Raw genomic sequence first — 24852 nt, 5'->3', positions numbered from 1 at the left:
GAAAAGGACAATGAACGATGCCTAAACGCGCCATTATTCCAGCCGGCAGCGGTGTTCCGCTGGCGCCATTTGTTCCCGGTACGCTTGCCGATGGGGTCCTGTACGTTTCCGGTACTTTGCCTTTTGATAAAGACAACAACGTCGTACATGTGGGCGATGCGGCAGCACAAACCCGCCATGTACTGGAGATCATCAAAAGCGTGATCGAAACCGCAGGCGGCAGCATGGATGACGTCACCATGAACTCGATTTTTATCACCGACTGGGCGAATTACGGGGCAGTGAATCAGGTCTATGCGGAGTATTTCCCGGGTGAAAAACCGGCAAGGTTCTGCATTCAGTGTGGGCTGGTGAAACCGGATGCGTTGATCGAAATCGCATCGATTGCCCACCTTGGCAAATAATCTGTTCGGTGATGTATTTCATCTGAGGAAACAGTATGTATTACAAGGTATTGGGTCAGCAAAACGCTGATGCAGAAACCGTCGTGCTCTCCTCGGGTCTCGGCGGTTCCGGGGGATTCTGGCAGCCTCAGCTGGCGATGCTCTCGGCGCATTTTCGGGTGGTGGTCTATGACCAGTACGGCACCGGCGCCAGTCAGGGTAGCGTACCCGCCGGTTACCGGATGGAGGATATGGCCGATGAGCTGGCAGGCTTACTTAACGCGCTGAATATCAGCCGCTGTCATCTGGTCGGTCACGCACTGGGCGGCATTATGGGTCTGCATCTTGCCCTGCGTTATCCCGCGCTGCTGCAAAGTCTGGTGGTAATTAATGGCTGGACAGTCCTTAACAGCCAGACGCGCCGCTGCTTCGACGTCCGTCGGAACCTGCTGCTTAACAGCGGCGTAGATGCCTACGTGCAGGCGCAGCCGCTGTTTCTGTACCCGGGTGACTGGCTTTCTGAACATGAAGCTTTCCTGCAGGAAGAGCGCCAGCATCAGGTGGCGAACTTTCAGGGGATGGAAAACCTGCTGCATCGCCTGCAGGCGCTGATGGACTCCGATCTGACCACCTCGCTCAAAGGCGTCATCGCGCCGACCCTGGCGTTGAGCGCTAAAGATGATTTGCTGGTGCCCTGGTCCTGTTCAGCCGATCTCGCCTCGCGTCTTCCCCATGGCGAGCACCTGCAAATGGGCTACGGCGGACATGCCATGAGCGTAACGGACCCCGATACGTTTAACCCGATTTTACTGGACTGGCTGCAGCGGCAGGCTTCGCATCCATCCGGAACACCGTCTGATTTCATACCTGTGGAGATGCCATGACCGAAGCATTAACCGCCAGCGCGCTGGCCACGTTGTTCACCGAAGCCCGCACCCATAACGGCTGGCTGAATAAACCGGTAACAGGCGAACAACTGAAAACGATTTACGAACTGGCGCGCATGGGGCCGACCTCGGCGAACTGCAGCCCGGTGCGCATCGTATTTATTCAGAGCCAGGAAGCGAAACAACAACTGGCGCCGGCACTTTCCAGTGGCAATCTGAAGAAAACGATGACCGCTCCGGTGACGGCGATTATTGCCTGGGATCCGGAATTCTATGAGCTGCTGCCTGAACTGTTTCCGTCCGGCGATGCCCGTTCATGGTTCACCTCCAGCCCACAGCTGGCACAGGATACCGCGTTCCGCAACAGCAGTTTACAGGCTGCGTATCTGATTATGGCCTGTCGCGCGATCGGCCTGGATACCGGACCGATGTCCGGTTTCGACAATGCCAAAGTTGATGAAACCTTTCTGGCGCAGGAAGGCTGGAAATCGAATTTTCTGATTAACATTGGTTACGGCGACAGCAGCAAAGTCTATCCACGCGCACCGCGCCTGGACTTTGACCGCGCCTGTCGCGTGCTGTAAGCATCACCGATCATGACTGAGGACACGAGCATGCAATCAACCCTGAACGCCACACTGCCCGAGACCGACATGCCCCTTGCTGAAAAAGAGGCTGCCGTTGAGAAACAGGAATACCGCAATGCCATGGCGCGCCTCGGCTCTGCCGTCAATATCATCACCACTGACGGCCCCGGCGGTCGGGCAGGTTTCACCGCCTCTGCTGTGTGCAGCGTCACCGATACGCCACCGACACTGCTGGTGTGCCTGAACCGTTCTGCGTCGGTACATCCGGCGTTTATACAAAATCAGGTGCTGTGCGTAAACACGCTGGCCGACAGCCACGAATCACTTTCTAATTTATTCGGCGGAAAAACGCCGATGGAACAACGCTTCGACGCCGCCGAATGGACAGATCTCGCCACCGGCTCCCCGATCCTCACTAACGCGCTGGTGTCATTTGACTGCAAGGTCACGCAGATCACCCGGGTCGGTACCCACGATATTATGTTTTGTGAAGTTGTTGCACTCCGTTGCAACGATGACTGCCACGGACTGGCGTATTTCGACCGACGCTATCATCCGCTGATGCGTCAGATAGCCTGTTAACTCAATCCGCATTCAACTTAGTAAGGATCGTACATGGCACATTCCTGGTTTCCGCAATGGCGTAAAAGAGAAGGTAATCTGGATGGCGCGGTGATCGCGCCGGATGAACGGCTACCGTTTGGCGCGACGGTGATCATGGGACTGCAACACACGGTGGCGATGTTTGGCGCCACGGTACTCATGCCATTGCTGATGGGGTTTGACGCCAATATGGCGATCCTGATGTCGGGCATCGGCACGCTGCTGTTCTTCCTGGTCGTAGGCGGGCGCGTGCCGAGTTATCTCGGTTCCAGTGCTGCATTTGTCGGGTTAGTAATTGCCGTGACCGGCTACAGCGGCCACGGCACGAACCCGAATATCGGCGTTGCGCTCGGCGGGATTATCGCCTGTGGCCTGATTTACATGCTGATCGGTTTTGTGGTCATGGCGGTCGGCACGCGCTGGATTGAGCGCCTGATGCCGCCGGTGGTGACCGGCGCGGTAGTCATGGCGATTGGACTCAATCTGGCGCCGATTGCCATAAACAGCGTATCCGCTTCATCGTTTGACAGCTGGATGGCGGTGATGACGGTGCTGTGTATCGGATCGGTGGCGGTGTTTACACGCGGTCTGGTACAGCGACTGTTACTGTTGCTGGGTCTGGTGGCGGCGTACCTGATTTATATGGCGATCACCAACGGCCTCGGGCTGGGCACGCCGGTGAATTTCAGCGCCGTGGCGCAGGCGCCCTGGTTCGGCGTGCCCACCGTCACTACGCCGGTATTCAGCACGCACGCTATGCTGATGATTGCGCCGGTGGCGGTGATCCTGGTTGCGGAAAACCTTGGCCACATTAAAGCCGTGGCGGGGATGACCGGTAAAAATCTCGATCCCTACATGGGCCGCGCCTTTATCGGGGATGGCCTGGCGACCTTGCTTTCGGCTTCGGCGGGCGGCACCGGCGTGACAACCTATGCCGAAAATATCGGCGTCATGGCCGTCACTAAAATTTACTCCACGCTGATTTTTGTCGCCGCCGCAATCATGGCCATTGTGTTGGGTTTTTCGCCTAAATTTGGTGCCTTGATCCACACCATTCCTGGCCCGGTGCTCGGCGGAGCATCCATCGTGGTATTTGGCTTGATTGCCGTAGCTGGCGCCCGCATTTGGGTACAAAACCACGTTGATTTGGGCCTGAATGGCAATCTCATCATGGTGGCAGTTACGCTGGTACTGGGCGCGGGCAACTTCACCCTGAGCCTGGGCGGCTTCAGCATGGGCGGCATCGGCACCGCGACCTTTGGGGCGATTTTACTCAATGCTTTCCTGAGCCGCAGCAAAATGGCAAAGACGCCGGCTGAGATTGAGGCAGCCACAGAAGCGGCGCTGAGAGAGCCGTAACCTTTTATTGCTTCGTCTGTCGTCAGTGGGTGTTAAGGGTGCCTGGTGATCGTTTCACAACACTAACCAGGCATTTTTCACCGCCTTTTTGCGCCTGACATATTATCTTTTCCTATGCATTCCCCCGCAAACTGGGCTGATTTTCGCCCTGATCCCTGAATTAACGTGGGTGCCATAACCTTTTCATCTGACTATAGCCTGCGGTTATATCCTCCAACTAAACAAGCATTCGTCACCTTTTGAAGCGCATGAAATAGTGGGTTCAGAAACTTACCTTTGTCTGAAACGAGAAATATCATGCTAATTCCACAACCCTATTTACTTTTTCTTGGCGATGTCACCGATCCACTCGCGGCGAAAACGGCGCGCGGTATTCATATCTGGCGGCCGGAGCAGTGCGTGGGCGAAATTAAACTCCCGGGCTGTACTGTCAGCCTGGGTCTGGATGAACTTGACATCATCAGCGCCAAAGCACGCGGCGCGAAAACGCTGGTGCTCGGTACTGCTAACGCAGGGGGCTATCTGCCAGAACACTGGCTGGATACGGTGAAAAGTGCCATCAAAGCAGGCATGAACGTTGCCAGCGGACTGCATCACCGTCTGGTGGACGAGCCCGAACTGGTGACGCTTGCCCAGACGTTTGGTGTTGAGCTTTTTGACTTACGCCATATGCGTCCGACGCTGAGCGTTGGCAGTGGTAAGAAGCGGACAGGCAAACGGATACTGACTGTTGGCACCGACTGCTCCGTGGGCAAGATGTACACCTCACTGGCGCTGGAAGCGGCGATGCGTGAGCGCGGAATGAAAGCGGATTTTCGCGCTACAGGTCAGACAGGGATTCTGGTGGCGGGCGAAGGGATTGCCGTGGATGCGGTCATCGCGGATTTTATTGCCGGTGCGGCCGAAGCGCTGTCACCCGCGAATGATGAGGATCATTGGGACATCGTTGAAGGGCAGGGGTCACTGTTCCACCCCTCTTACGCAGGCGTCAGTATGGGGCTCATGCACGGTGCGCAACCTCACTGGTTGGTGATGTGCCATGAAATGGGGCGCCCCCATATGCGCCATTTACCTCATCAGCCAATGGTCAGCCTGAAAGACTGCGTTGAAGCCAATCTGCGCGCTGCCCAGGTGACCAGCGCGTCCGTCCAGCTGGCGGGGTTTGCCATTAACACCTCAAATTACACGGAAGACGAAGCGCGCGCCTATTGCGCCGAAGTCAGCGCAGAGTTTGGTTTACCGGCTACGGATCCTGTGCGTTTTGGCATCGACGAGATCGCCGCACTGCTTCAGGCGCGGGGGTGAAATGAGACAGTTGCAGATTGACGTGGTGGAACTGCCGCTGGCACGGCCCTTTGCTATTTCGCGCGGTACGCGTACCGCCGTCACGGTTATCCGGGTCACGCTGGAGCAAAACGGTTTCATTGGGCGAGGCGAATGTACGCCCACGGCGCGCTACGATGAAACGCCAGACAGCGTTCAGGCCGAGCTTGAGGCAGTGCGCGCTGACGTTGAAGCCGGCCTGAGCCGTCATGATCTGCAACACCGCTTACCCGCCGGTTCCGCGCGCAACGTGCTGGACTGTGCGCTGTGGCGACTGGATGCCGCCCGCGCCAGTCAAACGCTATGGCAGAAAAGTGCACGTCCTCAGCCACGCTCGGTGATCACGGCGGAAACCCTCAGCCTCGATACGCTGGAAAATATGGCGCTGGCGGCGGCGGATGCCGTATCGCGTGGCGCCATCCTGCTCAAAATTAAGCTCAATCGTGATGCGGTTCTGGAAAAGGTGGCGGCCATTCGCGCTGCGGCACCGCGCGCCACGCTGATTATCGACGCTAATGAGGCCTGGTCGGGAATGGACCTGGAAAGCCTGCTGGCCGCACTTCAGGGCTATAACATTGCTATGGTCGAGCAACCGCTTCCCGCCGGTCAGGATCAGGACCTGCAACGTTTTCATCATCCGGTTCCCGTTTGTGCTGATGAGAGTTGCCATACGCGCGAGGATATTGCCGGACTGCGGAACCGCTACGAGATGATCAACATCAAGCTGGATAAGTGCGGTGGCCTGACGGAAGCGCTGGCGATGGTAGAAGAAGCACAAAAGCAGAATATGCGCATCATGGTCGGCTGCATGCTGGGCTCATCACTGGCGATGGAAGCCGCATTGCCGGTGGCGGTTAACGCAGAGCACGTCGATTTAGATGGCCCTATCTGGCTTGCTGCCGACAGTTCTCCTTTTTTGACCTACTCCGAAGGCCGTATCTGGCTATAACTCTACGAGGCGACGATGACGGACACACGACTCACTTCTTCTGCCAACAGTGCCGCCGGTTCATCACCCGTGCTTGATATTCGGGATCTCAGCGTCTCATTTCGTGGGCGCAGCGGCGAGAATCAGGCACTAAAAGGCATCAGTTTTGCCATTAATCCGGGCGAAATTGTCGCCGTAGTGGGTGAGAGTGGCTCAGGGAAATCAGTCACTTCTTTGGCCGTAATGGGCTTACTGGCGAACAGCGGCCGTATCGATCGCGGCAGCATGCAGTTTCGCGATCGTGGCGGAAAAGTACATGCGCTGGAAACACTGGATGAAAATCAGCGCCGCACGTTGCGTGGTCGTGAAATGGCGATGATCTTTCAGGAGCCCATGACCTCGCTGAATCCGGTGCTGCGCGTCGATGACCAGCTCACTGAAGCGTTACGCGATCATCAACAGTGCGACAAGAAAGAAGCGCATGCGCGCGTGCGTGAATTGCTTCGACAGGTGCGTATTGCCGATGTGGATCGTGTCATGAAAAGCTATCCGCACGCGCTCTCAGGCGGTATGCGCCAGCGGGTGATGATTGCGCAGGCGCTGGCCTGTGATCCGCAACTTCTGATTGCTGACGAACCTACAACGGCGCTGGATGTTACCGTGCAGGCGCGCATTCTGCACATTCTGCGTGAGCTGCAACGCGAGAAACAGATGGCGGTGCTGTTTATCACTCACGATATGGGCGTCGTGGCTGAAATCGCCGATCGTGTCGTGGTCATGCTGCGTGGCGAAGTCGTCGAACAGGGCAGCGTCGCAGCGGTTTTTGCCGCCCCGCAGCACCCGTATACCCAGGCTTTGCTGGCGGCGGTGCCGAGACTGGGCGACATGCGCGAATATGCGTGGCCGCAACGCTTTCCGCTGCTCGGCACACAGAATACCGTCGAAAATGAACAGCATACCGCGCGCTACGACACCGCGCCGTTGCTCGATGTGCGTGGGTTGAAAGTCTACTATCCCATCCGCAGCGGCATCTTTTCGACGCTCACGCATCATGTCCATGCGGTTGAGCAGATTGATTTCAGTCTGTGGCCAGGTGAAACCCTGGCGATCGTGGGCGAAAGCGGCTGCGGCAAATCGACGACCGGCCGTGCGCTGATGCGCCTGATCAACAGTGACGCCGAAAGCATTCACTTCGAAGGGAAAGAAATCTCTCACCTGAAAGAGGCAGCATTCCAGCCGCTCCGCCGTGAAATTCAGATGGTGTTTCAGGATCCCTACGCCTCACTGAACCCTCGGCTTACCGTGGGTTTCACCATTGCCGAGCCCTTGCTGTTACATGGCATGGTGTCCTCACTGGAACAGGCTTCGCCACAGATAGATGCGTTGCTGAAGAGCGTTGGTCTGCTGCCCGAGCACGCGCGTCGGTATCCACATGAATTTTCAGGTGGTCAGCGCCAGCGTATTGCCATTGCCCGCGCCATGGCCCTGAAGCCCAAAGTGATTATTGCTGATGAAGCGGTATCGGCCCTTGACGTCTCCATTCAGGCGCAGGTGGTGAACCTGATGATGGATCTGCAGCAGCAAACGGGCGTGGCGTGGATTTTCATCTCTCACGATATGGCGGTCGTCGAGCGCATTGCCAACCGTGTGGCGGTGATGTACCTCGGCCAGATTGTGGAGCTTGGGCCGCGTCAGTCGGTATTTAATCAGCCGCAACATCCTTATACCCAACGCCTGCTGGCCTCCGTGCCGGTGGCGGATCCCGAGAACCGTCAGCCCCGTATTATCGATGACAGCGAAATCCCTTCGCCGTTAAGAAAAGTGGGCGAAACGGTCACTAAACCCCGTTATCGACAGGTTGCGCCTCAGCACTGGGTCGCTGACGGCATTGCATTGCGATAATTCAACGACCAGGAGATTTTTATGAAAACGCTGTTTCGCCGTACTTCACTCGCCCTCGCATTGACGACGACGCTGGTCATGACTGCACAGGCACAGGATCTGCGTATTTCAATGTATGCCGATATTACGGGGCTGGATCCGCACGATACCTCAGACAATGTCAGCTATTCGGTGCAGAGTGGTATCTTTGAACGACTGTTTCAGTTCGATCCACACATGAAGCTCCAGCCCTGGCTGGCCACCGGTTATACCTCAAATGAAAATGCAACGGAGTTTACGCTGACGTTGCGCAAAGGCGTCACCTTCCAGGATGGCACACCTTTTGATGCGGAAGCCGTCAAAGCCAACCTTGATCGCCTGGCAGACCAGAAAAAAGGGCTAAAGCGTAACAGCCTGTACAAAATGATCGATAAGGTTACGGTGCTGGCACCCGATCAGGTAAAAATCGATCTTAACCAGTCGTTTGGTGCCTTTATTAACACGCTGGCACATCCTTCGGCAGTGATGTGGAGCCCGTCCATTCTCAAGCAATATCCAGACGAAGCCCAACTCCGGTTGCATCCTGTGGGTACCGGTCCGTTTAAATTTGTTGACTGGACACCGGGCAAAGCGGTCACGCTGGCGAAGTATGACGGTTACTGGCAGCAGGGATGGCCAAAAGTCGATCATGTTATCTTCTCACCCAGCCCGGAAGATGCAACACGCGTAGCCGCGTTGAAGTCGGGTCAGGTTGACGCAATCTGGCCATTGCCTTCGGATCTGATTGCTGCCGTGAAGCAAGACAGCAACCTCTCTGTTCAGCGCGATCCCAGCATTTATCTTTATTACATGGCGATTAATACGCAGCACAAGCCACTGGCAGATGTTCGCGTGCGTCAGGCAATCAACTATGCGATTGACCGTAATCTGTGGCTGAAGGTGGCTTTTGCCGGTTTAGGTAAACCTGCCACATCCGCCATGCCCGAAGGTGTCCAGTTTTATCAGAAACAAAACGATCCTGATTATCACTATGCGCCGGATAAAGCCAAAGCGCTGCTGAAAGCGGCGGGCTATCCGAATGGTCTGGATCTCAAACTCTGGGTTACGAATGCAACGGCCAGCGTGCGCGCCGCTCAGGTACTGAAAGCGCAGCTGGGCACGGTGGGCATTCGTGCCACGGTAACTCCGATGGATTCCGGCACGCGCAACGCTAAGTTATGGGGCGTACAGGACCCGAAAAAGGCGGAATTTGACCTGTACTATGGTGGCTGGTCGACGTCCACAGGCGATGCCGACTGGGCGCTGCGTCCGCTGTTTGCCACCGAATCCTGGGTACCCACCTCCTACAATGTCTCCTATTTCAGCAATCCTGATGTAGACAAAGCCATTGCCGCCGGGCTGGCAACGGCCGATCCGGCAAAGCGTGGTATCGCCTATGCGCAAGCACAGAAACTCATATGGCAGGATTCACCGGTGGCATTCCTTGGTACGCCAGACAATCTCGTTGGCAAACGCCGCACCCTGAATGGTGTTTCCATGCTGCCTGATGGCAATTTGCTCTTCACTCAGGCGTCGTTTAAATAAGACGCGGATTGCTCTCACGTCCCTTTCTCTCGCAGGGCAAAAGGACGTGAGGGCACCCGTCACAGTGCATTTCAAGGAATGGCATGTTTGCATACATCCTTCGCCGATTACTGGAGATGATCCCGGTTTTGCTGGTGGTCTCGCTGCTGGTTTTCGGTTTTATCAAGCTGCTGCCGGGCGACCCGGCGCGCATCTATGCTGGACCGGATGCGCCCATTGAGGCGGTTGAAGCGGCGCGTCAGCACCTTGGGCTTAACGATTCGCTGCCACAGCAGTACGTCCACTGGATCGATAGCCTGTTACACGGCGATCTTGGCACCACCTACCGCACCCAGCAACCGGTGCTGCAGGTGATTAAACAGGGCTTCATGCCAACGCTTTGGCTCGCCTTAGCGGGGTTTGCCTGGTCCGTGATTCTCGGCCTCGTACTTGGCGTTCTCGCGGCACTGAAGCGAGGAAAATGGCAAGACTGGACGCTGATGAGCATGGCGGTGGGCGGTATCTCAATGCCTGCTTTCTGGCTGGGTCTGTTGCTGATCCAGTTCGTCGCGATGCCTTTTGGGCTGTTCTCAGTCAGCGGTTTCAACAAAGCCAGTGATATTGTCCTGCCCGCCATCACGCTGGGTTCGTCAGTGGCGGCAGTGATGGCTCGGTTTACCCGCTCAGCCTTCCTGGAGGTGGCGCAGGAAGATTACGTGCGGACCGCCAAAGCCAAAGGACTGCGTAACCGCCTCGTGACGTGGAAACATGTGATGCGTAATGCACTCATTCCGGTGATTACCATGCTCGGTTTGCAGTTCGGTTTTCTGCTGGGCGGCTCCATCGTCGTGGAGAGCGTCTTCAACTGGCCGGGATTAGGCTGGTTGTTGATTGAGTCGATAAAAGCGCAGGATCAGCCGGTTATTCAGGCGCTGGTGATGCTGTTCGTGTTTGAATTTATTGTCATTAATCTGCTGGTCGATCTGCTTTACGCGGTCGTCAATCCGGCGATTCGTCTGCGACAGGAGCCGAGATGAGTATTCAATCGCTGACTGAAAACCCGCCTCAGGTCATCCGTTCGCCGTGGCGCGATTTCCTGCATGCCTTTGTGCGTAATCCTCTGGCGCTGGTCTCAGGCGGATTTGTACTGTTGTTGATCGTGGTGGCGATCTTTGCGCCCTGGCTGGCCCCCTGGGATCCGATGGCACCAGACTGGATGGCGTTGTCGTCACCGCCCAGCGCGGCACACTGGATGGGAACCGACGAGCTGGGGCGTGATCTGCTCAGTCGCATTATCTATGGCGCGCGTATCTCGCTCTATGTCGGCGTGCTGTCCGTAACGCTCGGCATGATTGTCGGTGTGGTGTTGGGTTTACTGGCAGGCTATTACGGCGGCTGGGTCGATATGCTGATCATGCGCGGCGCCGACGTGTTATTCGCTTTTCCCGGCATGTTACTGGCCATTGCGGTTGTCGCGCTACTTGGAACCGGCCTGAACAATGTGATCATCGCGGTCGCGGTGTTCAGCGTACCCGTTTTTGCCCGTATTGTGCGCGCCTCGACGCTGTCATTGAGACAGGCCGCCTATGTGGAAGCCGTTCGCTGTGCCGGTGCACCCGATCGCATCATTATCCTGCGACATATTTTGCCCGGTACGCTTTCCAGCGTGATTGTCTACTTCACTATGCGCATCGGCACCAGTATTCTCACCGCAGCGGGCTTAAGCTTTATTGGCCTGGGGCCGGAGCCGGATGTGCCTGAATGGGGTAATATTCTGGCGATGAGCCGGAGCATGATGATGGCTGGCGCATGGCACATGAGCGTGTTTCCGGGGCTGGCGATTTTTATCACGGTGCTGGCGTTCAACCTGCTCGGCGACGCGCTGCGCGATACGCTCGACCCGAAACTGAAGAGCTGACCATGGATTTTCAACAATTGCAGCGCGATCTGCTGCTAAACCACTGGCGTCACGCGCGTACGTTGGGACAGCCGCGCGGCGCTTGCGGGCCCGGCAATCGAATCAGCGATGTTGCCGGCGTGCGCGTCGGACATTACACGCTTAATGATGGAGAAAGGCAGACTGGCGTCACCGCTATCGTTCCGCCGGGCGACAATGTGTTTCTCACGCCGCTGCCGTGTGGCGCGGAAGTCCTCAATGGCTTTGCAAAACCGGTCGGGCTGGTACAGGTCGAGGAGCTTGGCGTGTTACAGACGCCGATTCTGCTCAGCAACACGCTGGCGGTGGGCACGCTGTTTACCACGCTGGTCCGGGATGCCATCCGTCGTAATCCGGAGCTGGGGCGGACATTGCCCACGGTAAATCCGCTGGCACTGGAGTGCAACGATGGCTGGCTTAATGATATCCAGTCGTTGTCCATCAGCGAGGCGATGGCGCAGGCGGCATTGCGCACGGCCGCCGCCGATTTTGCACGCGGCAGCGTCGGGGCAGGGCGCGGGATGAGCTGTTTTAGCCTGAAGGGCGGGATCGGCACGGCCTCTCGTGTTATTCCCTCGCTCAACGCCACGCTCGGGGTGCTGGTGCTGGCAAATTTTGGTTCGCTAAGCGCACTAACGCTTGACGGTGTGCGACTCGGCGACATGATAGCGCCGCTGCTGGCCGGGCAACCGCCGCAGCGTGATGCCGGCTCTGTCATCATCGTGATGGCCACGGATGCGCCACTGGATGCGCGTCAGTTGAAACGCATCGCAAGGCGTGCCGGCGCCGGCCTTGGACGGCTGGGCAGCTACTGGGGCCACGGTTCAGGCGATATTGCCGTGGCGTTCTCAACGCAACCCCTGCCGCAACCGCCTCAGGATGACCAGCTGGAGCCGCTGCTTGCCGCCGCGGCAGATGCAACCGAACAGGCTGTTCTGGATGCCTTGTTGAGCGCGGAGGCCGTCACCGGCTTTCGTGGTCACCATCGGCCCTCACTGACTCAGATTCTGGACAAATTAACCGTATGAAAATTTTTATCTCTGCCGATATTGAAGGTATCGCGGGCGTCATGCGTCCGGAGCACTGCACACCAGGCAACCCGGAATATCAGATGGCCCGGGGGCTGATGGAACAGGAAGTCAATGCCGCGATTGAGGGGGCGTTCGCGGGGGGCGCAACGGAGGTGGTGGTCGCCGACAGCCATGCGCAAATGACCAATTTACGTGCGGAAAATATTGATCCACGCGCCCGACTGGTGCAGGGTAAACCTCGCGGTCTGTCGATGGTTGAAGGGATCGAGCAGCAGACGTTCGACGGATTATTTCTGGTGGGCTATCACAGCGCAGCAGGCGAACCTGGCGTACTGGCGCACACCATTAACGGCCGCGCATTCTGGCGTATCCATATCAATGGCCTTGTGATGGGGGAAACCGACATTTATGCCGCCGCTGCCGCTGAACAGGGTACGCCTCTGTTGTTGGTCACCGGCGACGATCAGCTCCAGAGTTGGATAGCAGAATATTATCCCACGGTTGATTACGTCTGTGTAAAACGCGCCATTTCCCATACATGCGCGGAATCCATCAGCCCCAAAGCGGCACAGCGCGCAATATGCGCCGCGGCAAGCGCCGCACTGCAGCATCCACATCAGGCAAGCACGACTCGCCTGGCCGCGCCTTATCGCATGCAGCTCCAGGCCAGCAAACCCGTGCTGGCCGATCTGTTTAGCCTGATTCCCGGTGTCACGCGCATCGATGCGGTTACCGTGGAGTATCAGGCGGAGCGGATGGGGACGTTGATCAGCTTGCTCAGTGCCTTTTCCTATCTGGCGAGTACCCAATCGTCATAAGAGGATGTGCGTATCGGCAGCGGCAACGTTAGCGCGCCTGTTCTGCTGCCCTGAAACACCGCTGCCATTCAGGATTACCCATCGGCCAGCCGCGCGGCTGGCCATCCAGCGATGTCGCTTCCGTTGCACCACGATGGGGCGAACGCCTGTCCTGACAGCGTTTCCATTCTGTCCGGCCCGGAGGTGCAAAAACCAGCGCGGCAGAGCCCATTTCATCTCCTCTCTTCAGACGCAGTCATCGACTCATACTGATAGCCAGATGAAGGTCGGCGACTCAGCCACCGTCAGCTTTACGGTACAAATTTTGCAAGAGAGCAGGGATTGCCATGTAATGACCCGGGGTTTGGGCTCTGCCGGAAAGCGGTTGCAGGCTTTCCCGTAAAGTTGCGGTGTTGGCAGTCTCATGCAGGCACTGCTGTAAAAGGGTGGTGACAACGGCCTGCGGTCAGGTGAATCCAGTTAAGGTGAATAATAATGCGGCTCCGTCACATAGAGGTATTTCAGGCCATCGTACAGACCGGTAGCATCAGCGCTGCAGCGCGCTTGCTGAATGTGTCCCAGCCGAATATCAGCCGCGTGCTGAATCATGCGGAACAGCAATTGGGTTTTGCACTGTTTGAGCGACGGATACAGGGAATGAGCGTCACGGCGGAAGGGCGACGCCTGCTGCCCGAAGTAGAAGATCTTTATCAACGTTTGCAATCCATTACTCAACTCACCGAACAACTTCGACGCGGCGAAGGGCAGATAGTCCGCGTGGGTGCGGCTCACGCGTTCGGTCAAATGGTGCTGGCACCCGCATTGGTCACCTGGCGACAACAGGTGGCCTCGGTCAGTGTCGAACTGGTCACGGAGCACTTCAAGACTTTGTGCCAAATGATTCTGGAAAATCAGCTTGATTTCGCCCTGGTGTTTGGTCAACAGGTGGATGCAGACCTTTTGGCTGAACCGCTGTTCCAGTCTTCCATGGTGGCGCTGCTGCCGCTCAATCATCCCCAGCATGAACCCGTTTCACTGGAGTGGTTATGCAGCAATAATCTGCTGATGATGCAGACCCAGGATCCGCTTGGGCGCGTATTACACCGCGCGCTGCGCGATAAAAAGCTGAATCCCGCTGTGTCACTGTCGATTAAAACCTATTCGGTGATTGCGGATATGGTCCTGGCAGGCGGCGGCGTGGGCGTCGTGGATCTGTTCACGGCATGCCGCTATGCCGACCAGCTAAAATTGCTCCCCGTCGCGCAACCGTTGCCGTTTGAAGTAATGCTGATCAGCCGTCGTGATAAACCCCAGTCACAGTCCACTCTGCAACTTAAGCAGGTAATACGTAACAGGCTGTGGGAGATTGCCCGACAGTGCGAAGCACAGTTTCTGGTTGAGAAAGCAAGCTAAAAACGGCTTCTGGTGAATCTGATACTACACCTGCTATCGGCAAAGGTTTGCGTCACTGTTTTGCCTTTTGAAACCTGTTCTGGTCGTCCCGGTGCAGTCAGGGATACTTATTTCTTTTAAAGACATCCGGCGCTTTCTGTCCCCGTCAGTTGTTCCGGCAGGGACTGAGAAGGGCACACACTTTACTTCTGAATCCAGCAAGGGCCCGGCCTGCCAAAGAGGTATCCCTGCAGTAACGGACACTCATTCGTCTTTAGCCACTCTGCCTGGGCAGGCGTTTCCACGCCCTCTGCGGTCACTTCAACCTGGAGTTGACGGCAGAGTGAAAGAACGGAGCTGACGATGGCAGCCGCTCCGGAGTCCAGGTGCAAATCGTTGATAAACGACCTGTCTATTTTTATCCTGCTGAATAGTCCGGAACTGAGGTGGTTCAGTGAAGAAAAGCCCGTACCAAAATCATCCAGTACGATATGAATTCCGGTATCCCTGAACCTGCGAATCATTTCGTAACTGCCTTCGGGGTTGTCGAACAGCGCCGACTCGGTGATTTCGAGCTCCAGCCGGTTCGGGTGCAGCCCACTCTCAATAAGAACCGTTTTCACCCTGTTGGCCAGCTGTGGATCACGAAACTGACGGGGCGAGATATTAACTGCCACGCGTTCGTGCCCTGACCACTCCGCCATATCGTTGCAGGCTCGCTCAAGCGCGAATGCGCCAATATCATGAATAAGCCCGGTTTTTTCAGCGAGCGGGATGAACACGTCAGGCGAAACATTTCCCCTTACAGGATGATTCCAGCGCAGCAGGGCTTCATAGGAAACCACTTCCTCACTGATGCTGCAGACGACGGGCTGATAAAAAATCTGCAGCTCACCGTTCTCGAGCGCGCCACGCAGGTCATTTTCCAGGCTAAAGCGCTCTGCCGCCGAACTGGCTAGCTCATCGGTAAAAATTACCCAGCCTTTGCGCCCGGCTGACTTGGCAGCGTAGAGGGCGATATCGGCTGCCGATAACATGCTTTCGGCATCTCGCGCATAGCCCGGAAAGAGGCAAACCCCGAAGCTGCAACCCGAGGTGACTTTCCGCCCTTTCAGCATGAAGGGCTCCTTCAGGACCATCGTCAGGCGCGATGCTGTTTCGCTTGCGTCTTCTGCCGAGCTAATGCCGGGCAAAACGGCAACGAACTCGTCACCGCCCGTGCGGGCCAGAATGTCGCCCGGGCGCAGGACTGACAGCAGCCGTGCTGAAACCTCAATGAGCAAGGTATCGCCCGCCGCGTGACCCAGAACGTCGTTGACGCTTTTAAACCGGTCTATGTCAGACACCATGACCGCAAAGGGTTCGTCACCGTCCAGAAGCGTTTCAAGCTCAGGCATCAGGCCACGGCGGTTGAGAAGCCCTGTCAGCGGATCATGAAGGGCCAGATGGTTCGCTCTGACCGCAGCCTGATACTCCGCCGTGACGTCCAGTATGGTATACAGGAGATAGTCATCTCCGCCGCCCGAATTCAGCCTTTCGGCGGAAATCCGTAATGAAAATTCCGGCTCATTATCGCCCGAAGAAACCGTTTCACTAAAACCCTGGTCGGGAAGAAGGTCAAATGCCTGCCTGAACACAGCCGCGAGATTGTCTGGCAGGCCCGCAGGCAGGGCGGTTCGGGTATTCCCACTGCGTACCCGTTCTTGCAGACAGGACAAATTCATGGCCGTCGGGTTCGCGCGTATGATGTCCCCCGATGCAACGTCACACAGGATGAGCGCGCAGGGCGTGTGGCTGAATACGGCGTCGAGCACCTTATTTGTGTCTGATAACTCGGTTTCCCTTCTCAGGATAACTTTTTGAGCGATGCGGAGCGCCGCCCTTTCCTGATAGCCTTGTGAAACGTCCCGCACGATTTTGATAAAGGCCGCATTATCTTCATCGGACGGATTGAGAAATTCTATTTCAACTGATGCCCGAAACGCGCTGCCGTTTTTGCGCAGGCGCCAGCCCTCTCCTGTGAACTTGCCGCGCTCACGGGCCTCCCTCAGGTTGGCCTCAGGGATATTCCTGGCCTGCTCATCTTCATCATAAAAAACCGAAATATGCTGCCCTCGGATATCGCGGCTATCCCATCCCTTGATCTCACGGCATCCAAGATTCCAGCTCATCACTTCTCCGGTGGAAGACAGCAGATATATCGCACAAAGAGACGTTCTGGCCACGGCGGCCCCCAGTTGGTCATTGGTTACGGATTTCATGTGGCTATCCTTGATGAGTTCATCGACCTGTTCGGAGATGATCTGGCGTTAAAAACGATTATCGGCGCCGTTAGCCAGAAACAGAGACAAAAATTTGTAAAAATTTAGTTAGAGGCCATATTACGCCACCTGTCTGGACCAGCCCAATCATAATGCACACGGGACTTAGCAGCGTTCGCTTTTCGCTGTAGAGTCAGTCGTTTCACGCACAATTAATTTTTTAAAAGTCTGCCGCAAGTGACTTAATGCAAATCCAAACAGCGCTATCTGCTGTACGCATTCCGGAGGCACCGATCTCACCAATACGGTTATCATCCCGCAAAAAGCGCGGAAGCCTTTTGCCGCTATCCTGTTTATGTGTTTAGATTGATAGAAATCTATCATCACCAGGCTGAGTAATGAAAAAAATCTCTATGTCAGCGGTGGCACGAGCAGCCGGCGTGGGCGTCGCTACCGTGGATCGCGTGCTTAACAACAGAGCTTCTGTTAAACAGGAAACCCGGCAACGGGTCCTGCGCGCCGCTGAAGCCTTAGGCTACCGTGAAGACCTCATTAAGGTCATGACGCCGGACGTGACAGCGGCCAACATCCCCGTGCGTATCGGGTTCATTTTGCTACCCAATAATTATTCTTTTTATCAGGTACTTTCAGAAGAAATCAGTCGATGCGCAGAGGGAAAACTGGCGACGAAACCGGCGTTTATGTGGGCCGATATTCACGATGTGGAGAACGTCGTATCGTCTCTGGAAGCGCTGGCAGAACGCGTTGATATCATCGGGCTTGTTGCTCTGGATCATCCCCTTATACGACATACGATTAAGCAGCTTTCCGCCTCAGGTGTGCAAATTTTCACGTTGTTTTCTGATCTCTCCCCCTGTGGTCAGGCGGGCTATATCGGGCTGGATAACCTCAAAGCAGGACGTACGGCGGGATGGTTTGCTGAACGCATGACAGAAAAAGAAAGTGTGATTGGCGTCCTACTGGGTGACCACCGTTTCAACTGCCAGGAAAGCTGTGAAATAAGCTTTCGTTCATACCTGCGTGAAAACAGAAAAGATGCCGTGGTTCTGGAGCCTCTCCAGACGCTTGAATGTATCAATGGGGGCTATCTGGCCGCGACGCAACTGCTGAAAGACAACCCAATCATAACAATGATTTATGCGCCATGTGGTGGTGTGGAAGGGGTGATTAAAGCCGTTTCTGAAAGCCCGCGGGATGATATAAAAATTCTCTGTCATGGCCCCTTTATCGGCGATGAAATGGCGCTGATTGAGGGACAGATCGACATCATGATACGTCACCGCATTGATGCCGTGGCTGAAAAGATCGTCTCTGTTTTTATCAGCAGATATCAAGAGAACGATCGCAATCCGGTTTACGTTACCCTGCCTTTCGATCTCATCACTCGGGAAAATATCTGAATCACTCCAGCTTCTGCCGAAGGCTTGCGCAGACTGCATTTGATGCAAAACAATCAAATAAATGATATAAAAAAATCATGATCGCTATCAAATAACTCACTTCGAAGGGTTGCCGGTGTTAAAAAACCGGCGCAATACTGCGCGCATTGAGCCAGACGATTGCCGTCGGGGCGCTCAGTGTTCATCAGTGTTGCCGCATCCGGAGAAAAAACATCATGACTATTTCCATCGCGACTGCGCCCTGCAGCTGGGGAGTGGATGACCCGAAGAATCCTTTTCTTCCCCCCTGGCAGAGCGTGCTTAAAGAAGCCGCGCTTGCAGGTTATAAAAGCCTGGAACTGGGGCCGTGGGGATATTTGCCCGTCCAGCCGGATGCGCTAAAAGCTGCGCTTGCCGAATTCCAGCTGTCGATCGTTGCTGGCACCCTTTTCGACGATTTGGTGAGTGAAGAGAACTTTCCGGCCATGATCGCGCTGACCCATAAAATCTGTCACAACCTGAGCTTCCTTTCCGAAAAGGGCAAACCTACACCTTATCTCGTCATCATCGATTTCGGCGATCCTGAACGGGCAGCCACAGCGGGCCAGTCTGAAAAAGCGCCACGACTGAACGACAGAGACTGGCAGACCATGATGAGACATATCACCGTTCTGAGTGAGATCGCCTGGAAAGAGTACGGTGTCAGACCGGTCATTCATCCCCATGCAGGCGGCTGCATTGAGTTTGCCGATGAACTGGAAAGGCTGGTTCGCGATATTCCTCATAGCGTTGCCGGCCTTTGTCTGGATACCGGCCATTTGTATTACGCCGGCATGGATCCTGTTGCTGCGCTGGAACGTTACTGGGACCGGATTGATTACCTTCATTTTAAAGACGTCAACGAGGTTGTCTGGCGTCAGGCCATCAAACAAGGGCTGGATTTTTTCACCGCCTGTGCCCAGGGCGTCATGTGCCCACTTGGCAGCGGCGCTATCAACTATCCCGATGTCCACGCATTTCTGCGCCAGCGCCATTATCAGGGCTGGATCACTATTGAACAGGAAAGGGATCCGCGTGATGCGGACACCAGCCTGCGTGACGTCACAGCAAGTCTGCACTATCTGCACTCAGTCGGTTTTTAAGGAGAAAGGTCATGATTAACGGCATTAAACCGCTTAAAAATTCACTGCGGTGGGGCATGGTGGGTGGCGGCGGTACCAGTCAGATTGGCTACATTCACCGTTCATCAGCACTCCGCGATAACACATTTACCTTAGTTGCCGGGGCGTTCGATATTGATGCTGCACGTGGCCGCGCCTTTGGTGAAGCTCTGGGCCTTTCCCCGGACCGGTGCTATGCCGACTATGAAACCCTGTTTGCATCAGAAGCAAAACGCGATGATGGCATTCAGGCTGTCTCGATCGCCACACCCAACAACACGCACTTTGCGGTCTGCTGCGCAGCGCTTGAAGCCGGTCTCCATGTGATATGTGAGAAACCGCTGTGCTTTACGGTGGAAGAAGCTGAACATCTGGCGAAGCTTAGCCGGGAGAAAAAGAAGATCGTCGGCGTGACCTACGGTTACACCGGTCATCAGCTCATCCTTCAGGCCAGGGAGATGATCGCGCAGGGATTATTGGGTGACATCCGCATCGTCAACATGCAGTTTGCACACGGTTTTCATCACGAAGCCGTTGAACAGAATAACGCCAGCACCAGCTGGCGCGTCGACCCGCGCTTTGTCGGACCCAGTTATGTTCTGGGTGATTTGGCGACCCATCCGCTGTGTATCGCTGAAACCATGGCACCCGAACTGAAAATCAGACGGCTGCTTTGCTCACGCCAGAGCTTTGTGAAAAGTCGGGCGCCTCTCGAAGACAACGCATTTGTTTTGATGGAATACGAGAACGGCGCAGTGGGAAATCTGTGGGCCTCAGCCGTCAACTGCGGATCAATGCATGGGCAGAAAGTCCGCATCGTTGGCTCCAGAGCCAGTATTGAGTGGTGGGATGAGCAGCCAAACCAGCTGCGTTTCGAAATTCAGGGTGAGCCGGTGCGCATTCTGGAAAGAGGCATGGACTATCTGCACCCGGCTGCTCGCGAAGATGACCGGATAGGCGGCGGTCATCCGGAAGGACTTTTCGAAGCCTGGTCGAATCTCTACCGACGTTTCGCGCTGGCAATGGATGCAACCGATCGGGGCGACGACGCATTCCTGAAAAACTTCTGGTATCCCGATGTCCATGCCGGCCTGGCTGGCGTCAGATGGGTGGAAAACTGTGTCCGTTCAGCCGACTCCGGCTCGGTGTGGGTGGAATGCTGAGGTCCTGGTCGTGAGAACCGGACTCAGCCTGTCACACAGGGTTGAGAACGCCTGACATTCGATCCGTTTAATGATTTTTCGCTGCCTGAACGCGACTCAGGCAGCAAGAGACAACGCAAAGGTGGCATCAATGAAAATCGCTTTCGATGTAGATGTAATCAAAGATCTGGGCATCACCAAAATGGTCCAACAGGTGTCGGAATGGGGATACAACTACATTGAGCAGTCTCCACATCCGGAAATTAACCCTTTCTATAAGCATCCTCGTGCCAGCCGCGAGATCATGGCTGAGTATAAAAAGGCGCTGCGCGAAACAGGTGTGGAAATTTCATCGTTTATCTGTGTTTATCGCTGGTCTGGTCCCGATGAACTGCGCCGACAGGCGGCCGTTAAAAACTGGAAACGTATGGTGGAGATCGCCGTCGAAATGGGCGTACAGGTCATCAATACCGAACTGGCGGGCGATCCTAATCAACCCGAAATCTGCGATGAAATGTTTTACCGCTCAATGGAAACGCTGCTTCCGCTGTTCGAATGTGAGGGTATCCGTGTTGAAATTCAGGCGCACCCGTGGGACTTCTGTGAAGAGAGCGATGAGACTGTCAATATGGTCAGGTCGTTCAGGAGTGATAACGTTAAATATGTCTACAGCGTTCCTCATACCTTTTTCTATGATAAAGGAAAAGGCGACGTAGAGAAGATGCTCCGTCATGCCGGACACGATCTGTCCCATGTTCTTATTGCCGATACCATGAACCACACGAAGCATTGCCGTTACATCGTTAACCCACCGGGCGTGGATGCCACTATTCATCAGCACGTTGGCATCGGCGAAGGCGAAGTAGATTTTGACACGCTGTTCCGAACGTTGCGTGAAATGAAGTTTGCAGAGCAGACGTTCAAAGTAGGGGGAGAGCCTATTGTGGCCGCATCGCTTTTTGGTTATCCGGAAAAAATGAAGCATCAGGCCGTGGAAACCCGCGAGCGGATAGAGCGAGAATTGCTTACGCCTCATCCATGAGTGATGTGCCCGGTGACATGTAAAATTGCTGCCGGGCTTTAAAATATGCCTTCCCAGTATTTGCATGCCAGCGCCTTCCTGTAGAGCAGGCCATAATCAGCACCGCTGAAGCCGCACAAAGGTCGGGTGCCCCTTTGTCGTACTCGCCTGCTTGCCGCTGCGTTCAGCGATTTTACGCCTTTCTCTCCGGTAATGACCGATGACCTTTTCTCTCACGCCTTACCACAGAAGGCTTAATCAGAATCAGGGAATGAGGGCTGATTTTTACACTGTGCAAATTAAGCTGGCTCAGAAGGGGGCAACCGCCCGGTAGATCACTAACAGATCGTCGCTATGTTGACGAGAGAGGCCAATGCAGGCCATGCGCTTTCGCATAGCCTGTCTCTGTGGTCTGCACCGCTACATCATTTGTGGCTGGCGAATAACGTTACCTTTATCAAAGCGTGAGAGCCGGTAGGGGGCAAGGTCGGTATAAACGGGCTTGTTCGTCATCATCTGCGCACACAGCAGTCCCGCACCTGGCCCGATGGCAAAACCATGACCACTAAAGCCAGAGGCAATAAACATGCCCGGGATCTGGCTCACTTCATCAATAACCGGCACCAAATCCGGTGTGGTATCAATCCAGCCCGCCCAGGCATAATCGACTTTTGTTCCCTCCAGCGCGGGGAACAAGCGGATTAATTCTGCCAGACCATCATTAACGATGCGTTTATCCGGCGTGGGATCGAGAACCCGGATTTTTTCAAAAGGGGAAGGCGTGTCATGAGACCAACTCCCCGAGGCTTCAGGGCCTGAAAAGAATGAGCCATTCAGCCGGATTTTCAGTTTCTTTGCCACTTTACTGCGGAACATAGGATAAAACTTTGCGGCATATCGGATGTTCTGCGGCGCCAAATCGATCTGGCCCAGGCCCGGAACGGCAACGGTATAACTGCCATCCAGACGGCGACGAACACAGAGTTGCGGCGTGCTCAGACAACCTTTTACAATTTCCGGGGCGGCGGTTGTTTTAAACACCGTGCCCAAAATATTGGCGGCGGGGAGTTCAACGCCATATTGTCTGCAAAAACGTGAGCTCCATGCACCGCCGCAACAGATCACCCGGCTGGCTTTGACTAACCCGCGCTCTGTCCAGACGCCAGAAACGCGTCCGGCGCTGATATCCAGTGCCCGTACCGCGCAACGCTGGAAAATGCTGGCACCCAAATTTTGCGCACCTTTTGCGATGGCCGGTACCGCCTGTGACGGTTCTGCGCGTCCATCCGTCGGCGACCACACGCCGCCACGCCAGGCTGTTTTGTCACCAATACGTTCCTGAGCCTCACGCGCGGACAACAACTGGCTGGTAAAGCCAATCTGCTTTGCCTGCTGGCCCCATTTTTCCCAACGCGCCAGGTCAGCGTCATTTAGCGTGCCATACAGGATGCCGCTGCGCCTGAAGCCCAGATCCATTCCGATTTCAGTACTGAGTTCATCCCAGCGCTGCAGGCTTCGTATCGCCATCGGCAACTCATGCAAATCACGGTTCTGTTGGCGCACCCAGCCCCAGTTTCTACCTGACTGCTCACCGGCAATCACGCCTTTTTCAAACAGCGCAACAGAAACGCCTTGTTTAGCCAGTTCATATGCCGTTGACGTCCCCACAACGCCGCCCCCTATTACAACAACATCGACGGAGGTGGGGAAGAGGGTACTGTCATTAACGCTATCGACCTTAATTCGCATGAGTTAACCTTGTTTCAAATATGATGTCGGGGCGGAATATGCATAATCCACAACACACGGGCTTCGGTGTCGCTGTCGTTAAAAATGTTATGCGGCAGATGACTTTTAAACTGAAAGCTGTCGCCCGCTTCGATGAAGGTCGTTTCACCATTCACCTCAAGCGCAAGCCGGCCCTCCATGACAACACCTGCTTTTTCACCTATCCCCGTCAGCATCTCTTCAGAACGCGTGCGGGGAGGGATGCTGATATACATGAACTGGATATCGTGTTCGCCGGACGGCGATAACATCTCTTTGCTAATGCCCTGCTTGCCAACCTGAAAATGCGGTCGCTCACGCCAGCGACGAACATAGTGTTCAGCACCTGGCCGCATCACCTCATGCTGTTCAAGAAAAGCGGTCAAGGGGACATTCAAGACCACCCGAAGCTGCTCCAGTACCCGTACCGTCGGGTTAGCCAGATTACGTTCAATCTGGCTAATTGCCCCTGCCGACACATTGGCCTGTTGCGCCAGTTCTTTGATAGTCATATTGCGAGACTTGCGTATTAATTTTAACCGTACGCCAATATTGATCTCGACGGCACTCAGATCCTCTGAGTGCATTAACGCTGTTTTCATCACCATGTTCCTTAAGGTTTCGTGCCTCCGTGCATGAAAGCGCGATTAGGGCATTCCCCACTTAGCTTTGATTTTTTGCAAAGTGCCATCCGCTTTCATCGCCGTCAGGGCGGTATTGATATCGGCAAGCAGCTTATCGTTGCCTTTTTTCACACCAAAGGCCATGGGCGCGATATGCTCGGGCTTATAACCATCCACCACATGCATGCCTTTGTACGCACCTGATTTTTCCTGATATTTCATGATCGGGTAATCGTTCATGCCCGCCGCGATACGACCCAGCGACAGATCACGCATCATGTCTGCCGGACTGTCGTACACTTTCACCTCTTTCGGGATACCGCTCTTGATCAGAGCCTGCGTGTAATCGGTGCCTGTCATGGTGCCAACGATGTCACCTTTCAGATCCTGCTGAGAGCGATAGACTTTTTTGTTGTCATCACGCACGACCAACCCGGGTCCGAATGCGGTGACCGGCTGTGAGAACGAGATACGTTTTTCACGCTCGGGTGTTGGTGTCATCCCGGCCACGATCATGTCAATTTTGCCAGCAATCACAGACTGAATAAGCGTAGAGAAGGGTACAGCCGTAAAGTTAACATCCAGGTGCTGACGTTTAGCCACTTCGGCAGCCACATCCGGCATGAAGCCTTCAATCTTACCGGTTTTCGTATCCAGAAATGTCGTTGGCGCACTGGAGGGCGGCGAGCCTGCCGTTAATGTGGCAGCGTGCGCACTGTAAGTGACGCCGAGGGCAACAGACAATAAAGCCATAGTAACGTGCGATCGAATAGACATCACTCACTCCTGATTAACATGCGAACAATTA

General features: G+C 55.2%; 23 protein-coding genes. 18 read left to right on the top strand and 5 right to left on the bottom strand.

What is annotated here, in order from left to right; translation table 11 throughout:
• Positions 1-17 precede the first annotated feature (17 nt).
• The 13 genes from rutC (at position 18) to ACPXSQ_RS17485 (ending at position 13299) form a co-directional block, all read left to right on the top strand.
• Positions 18-404, top strand: a complete 387-nt coding sequence (rutC, locus tag ACPXSQ_RS17545; protein WP_013027868.1) for a pyrimidine utilization protein C — start codon at positions 18-20, stop codon at positions 402-404.
• A gap of 35 nt (positions 405-439) precedes the next feature.
• Positions 440-1267 carry a pyrimidine utilization protein D gene (gene rutD, locus ACPXSQ_RS17540; protein WP_013027869.1) on the top strand — a complete coding sequence of 276 codons (828 nt, stop codon included), beginning with the start codon at positions 440-442 and terminating at the stop codon, positions 1265-1267.
• Positions 1264-1854, top strand: coding sequence for a malonic semialdehyde reductase (locus ACPXSQ_RS17535; protein WP_013027870.1), 591 nt, complete (start codon positions 1264-1266; stop codon positions 1852-1854). Before rutD ends, ACPXSQ_RS17535 begins: the two co-directional genes overlap by 4 nt.
• A 69-nt stretch (positions 1855-1923) precedes the next feature.
• Positions 1924-2439, top strand: a complete 516-nt coding sequence (gene rutF / locus ACPXSQ_RS17530; RefSeq protein ID WP_088900766.1) for an NADH-dependent FMN reductase RutF — start codon at positions 1924-1926, stop codon at positions 2437-2439.
• 33 nt (positions 2440-2472) lie between these two features.
• Positions 2473-3819 (top strand): pyrimidine utilization transport protein G, encoded by a 1347-nt coding sequence (gene rutG / locus ACPXSQ_RS17525; protein ID WP_013027872.1) that lies wholly within the window; start codon positions 2473-2475, stop codon positions 3817-3819.
• A 297-nt stretch (positions 3820-4116) separates the two neighbouring features.
• Positions 4117-5124 carry an N-acetyltransferase DgcN gene (dgcN, locus tag ACPXSQ_RS17520; RefSeq protein ID WP_014333151.1) on the top strand — a complete coding sequence of 336 codons (1008 nt, stop codon included), beginning with the start codon at positions 4117-4119 and terminating at the stop codon, positions 5122-5124.
• A gap of 1 nt (position 5125) precedes the next feature.
• Complete coding sequence (dgcA, locus tag ACPXSQ_RS17515; RefSeq protein WP_014333152.1) at positions 5126-6091, top strand: N-acetyl-D-Glu racemase DgcA; 966 nt, start codon at positions 5126-5128, stop codon at positions 6089-6091.
• 15 nt (positions 6092-6106) lie between these two features.
• On the top strand, positions 6107-7972 hold the full coding sequence (locus tag ACPXSQ_RS17510; RefSeq protein ID WP_013027875.1) for an ABC transporter ATP-binding protein: 1866 nt from the start codon (positions 6107-6109) through the stop codon (positions 7970-7972).
• 21 nt (positions 7973-7993) lie between these two features.
• Positions 7994-9535, top strand: a complete 1542-nt coding sequence (locus ACPXSQ_RS17505; protein ID WP_014333153.1) for a glutathione ABC transporter substrate-binding protein — start codon at positions 7994-7996, stop codon at positions 9533-9535.
• Positions 9536-9618: 83 nt separating this feature from the next.
• Positions 9619-10551, top strand: coding sequence for an ABC transporter permease (locus tag ACPXSQ_RS17500; protein WP_013027877.1), 933 nt, complete (start codon positions 9619-9621; stop codon positions 10549-10551).
• A complete protein-coding gene (locus tag ACPXSQ_RS17495; protein WP_013027878.1) occupies positions 10548-11432 on the top strand; it encodes an ABC transporter permease subunit in 885 nt (294 codons plus the stop codon). The genes ACPXSQ_RS17500 and ACPXSQ_RS17495 overlap by 4 nt, the downstream gene beginning before the upstream one ends.
• A gap of 2 nt (positions 11433-11434) precedes the next feature.
• Positions 11435-12478 carry a P1 family peptidase gene (locus tag ACPXSQ_RS17490; RefSeq protein ID WP_029571358.1) on the top strand — a complete coding sequence of 348 codons (1044 nt, stop codon included), beginning with the start codon at positions 11435-11437 and terminating at the stop codon, positions 12476-12478.
• Positions 12475-13299, top strand: coding sequence for a M55 family metallopeptidase (locus tag ACPXSQ_RS17485; protein WP_014333156.1), 825 nt, complete (start codon positions 12475-12477; stop codon positions 13297-13299). The genes ACPXSQ_RS17490 and ACPXSQ_RS17485 overlap by 4 nt, the downstream gene beginning before the upstream one ends.
• A gap of 28 nt (positions 13300-13327) precedes the next feature.
• On the opposite strand, the gene ACPXSQ_RS17480 is transcribed toward ACPXSQ_RS17485, so the two are convergent.
• The gene (locus ACPXSQ_RS17480; RefSeq protein ID WP_028716032.1) at positions 13328-13510 is read right to left on the bottom strand and encodes a hypothetical protein; all 183 of its coding nucleotides are present in this window, start codon (positions 13508-13510) and stop codon (positions 13328-13330) included.
• 263 nt (positions 13511-13773) lie between these two features.
• Between ACPXSQ_RS17480 and ACPXSQ_RS17475 the strand changes: the two genes are divergently transcribed.
• The gene (locus tag ACPXSQ_RS17475) at positions 13774-14691 is read left to right on the top strand and encodes a LysR family transcriptional regulator (RefSeq protein WP_014333158.1); all 918 of its coding nucleotides are present in this window, start codon (positions 13774-13776) and stop codon (positions 14689-14691) included.
• A 182-nt stretch (positions 14692-14873) separates the two neighbouring features.
• Here the strand turns inward: ACPXSQ_RS17475 and ACPXSQ_RS17470 are convergent, their stop codons facing one another.
• Positions 14874-16931 carry a putative bifunctional diguanylate cyclase/phosphodiesterase gene (locus ACPXSQ_RS17470; RefSeq protein WP_426144183.1) on the bottom strand — a complete coding sequence of 686 codons (2058 nt, stop codon included), beginning with the start codon at positions 16929-16931 and terminating at the stop codon, positions 14874-14876.
• A 398-nt stretch (positions 16932-17329) separates the two neighbouring features.
• On the opposite strand from ACPXSQ_RS17470, the gene ACPXSQ_RS17465 reads away from it, so the two are divergent.
• The 4 genes from ACPXSQ_RS17465 (at position 17330) to ACPXSQ_RS17450 (ending at position 21675) form a co-directional block, all read left to right on the top strand.
• Positions 17330-18352 (top strand): LacI family DNA-binding transcriptional regulator, encoded by a 1023-nt coding sequence (locus tag ACPXSQ_RS17465; RefSeq protein ID WP_112900541.1) that lies wholly within the window; start codon positions 17330-17332, stop codon positions 18350-18352.
• Positions 18353-18567: 215 nt separating this feature from the next.
• The gene (locus ACPXSQ_RS17460) at positions 18568-19473 is read left to right on the top strand and encodes a TIM barrel protein (protein ID WP_426144182.1); all 906 of its coding nucleotides are present in this window, start codon (positions 18568-18570) and stop codon (positions 19471-19473) included.
• Between the two features lie 11 nt (positions 19474-19484).
• Positions 19485-20654 carry a Gfo/Idh/MocA family protein gene (locus ACPXSQ_RS17455; RefSeq protein ID WP_024472086.1) on the top strand — a complete coding sequence of 390 codons (1170 nt, stop codon included), beginning with the start codon at positions 19485-19487 and terminating at the stop codon, positions 20652-20654.
• Between the two features lie 130 nt (positions 20655-20784).
• A complete protein-coding gene (locus ACPXSQ_RS17450; RefSeq protein ID WP_426144181.1) occupies positions 20785-21675 on the top strand; it encodes a sugar phosphate isomerase/epimerase family protein in 891 nt (296 codons plus the stop codon).
• Between the two features lie 399 nt (positions 21676-22074).
• Here the strand turns inward: ACPXSQ_RS17450 and ACPXSQ_RS17445 are convergent, their stop codons facing one another.
• From ACPXSQ_RS17445 to ACPXSQ_RS17435, 3 genes are read right to left on the bottom strand one after another with little or no spacing between them, the layout of a single operon-like run.
• Entirely contained in the window at positions 22075-23403 is a 1329-nt protein-coding gene (locus ACPXSQ_RS17445; protein WP_426144180.1) for an NAD(P)/FAD-dependent oxidoreductase, read from the bottom strand.
• A gap of 14 nt (positions 23404-23417) precedes the next feature.
• A complete protein-coding gene (locus ACPXSQ_RS17440) occupies positions 23418-24023 on the bottom strand; it encodes a cupin domain-containing protein (protein ID WP_014604642.1) in 606 nt (201 codons plus the stop codon).
• A gap of 45 nt (positions 24024-24068) precedes the next feature.
• Positions 24069-24821, bottom strand: coding sequence for an ABC transporter substrate-binding protein (locus ACPXSQ_RS17435; protein ID WP_014333166.1), 753 nt, complete (start codon positions 24819-24821; stop codon positions 24069-24071).
• Positions 24822-24852: the final 31 nt, after the last annotated feature.

It is taken from the genome of Pantoea sp. EEL5 (assembly GCF_049892805.1).
GTDB classification, from domain to species: Bacteria; Pseudomonadota; Gammaproteobacteria; order Enterobacterales; family Enterobacteriaceae; genus Pantoea; species Pantoea ananatis.
Note: the sequence above shows the minus strand (reverse complement) of the source record. Positions and strands in the feature narration are given on the sequence as shown.

What these genes read in the sequence shown, in the direction of transcription:
- rutD (WP_013027869.1), top strand. Translation starts at nt 440, where the DNA reads ATGTATTACAAGGTATTGGGTCAGCAAAACGCTGATGCAGAAACCGTC.
- ACPXSQ_RS17445 (WP_426144180.1), bottom strand. Translation starts at nt 23,403, where the DNA reads ATGCGAATTAAGGTCGATAGCGTTAATGACAGTACCCTCTTCCCCACC.
- rutF (WP_088900766.1), top strand. Translation starts at nt 1,924, where the DNA reads ATGCCCCTTGCTGAAAAAGAGGCTGCCGTTGAGAAACAGGAATACCGC.
- ACPXSQ_RS17505 (WP_014333153.1), top strand. Translation starts at nt 7,994, where the DNA reads ATGAAAACGCTGTTTCGCCGTACTTCACTCGCCCTCGCATTGACGACG.
- ACPXSQ_RS17470 (WP_426144183.1), bottom strand. Translation starts at nt 16,931, where the DNA reads ATGAAATCCGTAACCAATGACCAACTGGGGGCCGCCGTGGCCAGAACG.
- ACPXSQ_RS17495 (WP_013027878.1), top strand. Translation starts at nt 10,548, where the DNA reads ATGAGTATTCAATCGCTGACTGAAAACCCGCCTCAGGTCATCCGTTCG.
- ACPXSQ_RS17485 (WP_014333156.1), top strand. Translation starts at nt 12,475, where the DNA reads ATGAAAATTTTTATCTCTGCCGATATTGAAGGTATCGCGGGCGTCATG.
- ACPXSQ_RS17480 (WP_028716032.1), bottom strand. Translation starts at nt 13,510, where the DNA reads ATGGGCTCTGCCGCGCTGGTTTTTGCACCTCCGGGCCGGACAGAATGG.
- dgcA (WP_014333152.1), top strand. Translation starts at nt 5,126, where the DNA reads ATGAGACAGTTGCAGATTGACGTGGTGGAACTGCCGCTGGCACGGCCC.
- ACPXSQ_RS17465 (WP_112900541.1), top strand. Translation starts at nt 17,330, where the DNA reads ATGAAAAAAATCTCTATGTCAGCGGTGGCACGAGCAGCCGGCGTGGGC.
- ACPXSQ_RS17440 (WP_014604642.1), bottom strand. Translation starts at nt 24,023, where the DNA reads ATGAAAACAGCGTTAATGCACTCAGAGGATCTGAGTGCCGTCGAGATC.
- rutC (WP_013027868.1), top strand. Translation starts at nt 18, where the DNA reads ATGCCTAAACGCGCCATTATTCCAGCCGGCAGCGGTGTTCCGCTGGCG.
- ACPXSQ_RS17475 (WP_014333158.1), top strand. Translation starts at nt 13,774, where the DNA reads ATGCGGCTCCGTCACATAGAGGTATTTCAGGCCATCGTACAGACCGGT.
- ACPXSQ_RS17490 (WP_029571358.1), top strand. Translation starts at nt 11,435, where the DNA reads ATGGATTTTCAACAATTGCAGCGCGATCTGCTGCTAAACCACTGGCGT.
- ACPXSQ_RS17435 (WP_014333166.1), bottom strand. Translation starts at nt 24,821, where the DNA reads ATGTCTATTCGATCGCACGTTACTATGGCTTTATTGTCTGTTGCCCTC.
- dgcN (WP_014333151.1), top strand. Translation starts at nt 4,117, where the DNA reads ATGCTAATTCCACAACCCTATTTACTTTTTCTTGGCGATGTCACCGAT.
- ACPXSQ_RS17510 (WP_013027875.1), top strand. Translation starts at nt 6,107, where the DNA reads ATGACGGACACACGACTCACTTCTTCTGCCAACAGTGCCGCCGGTTCA.
- ACPXSQ_RS17500 (WP_013027877.1), top strand. Translation starts at nt 9,619, where the DNA reads ATGTTTGCATACATCCTTCGCCGATTACTGGAGATGATCCCGGTTTTG.
- ACPXSQ_RS17455 (WP_024472086.1), top strand. Translation starts at nt 19,485, where the DNA reads ATGATTAACGGCATTAAACCGCTTAAAAATTCACTGCGGTGGGGCATG.
- ACPXSQ_RS17460 (WP_426144182.1), top strand. Translation starts at nt 18,568, where the DNA reads ATGACTATTTCCATCGCGACTGCGCCCTGCAGCTGGGGAGTGGATGAC.
- rutG (WP_013027872.1), top strand. Translation starts at nt 2,473, where the DNA reads ATGGCACATTCCTGGTTTCCGCAATGGCGTAAAAGAGAAGGTAATCTG.
- ACPXSQ_RS17535 (WP_013027870.1), top strand. Translation starts at nt 1,264, where the DNA reads ATGACCGAAGCATTAACCGCCAGCGCGCTGGCCACGTTGTTCACCGAA.
- ACPXSQ_RS17450 (WP_426144181.1), top strand. Translation starts at nt 20,785, where the DNA reads ATGAAAATCGCTTTCGATGTAGATGTAATCAAAGATCTGGGCATCACC.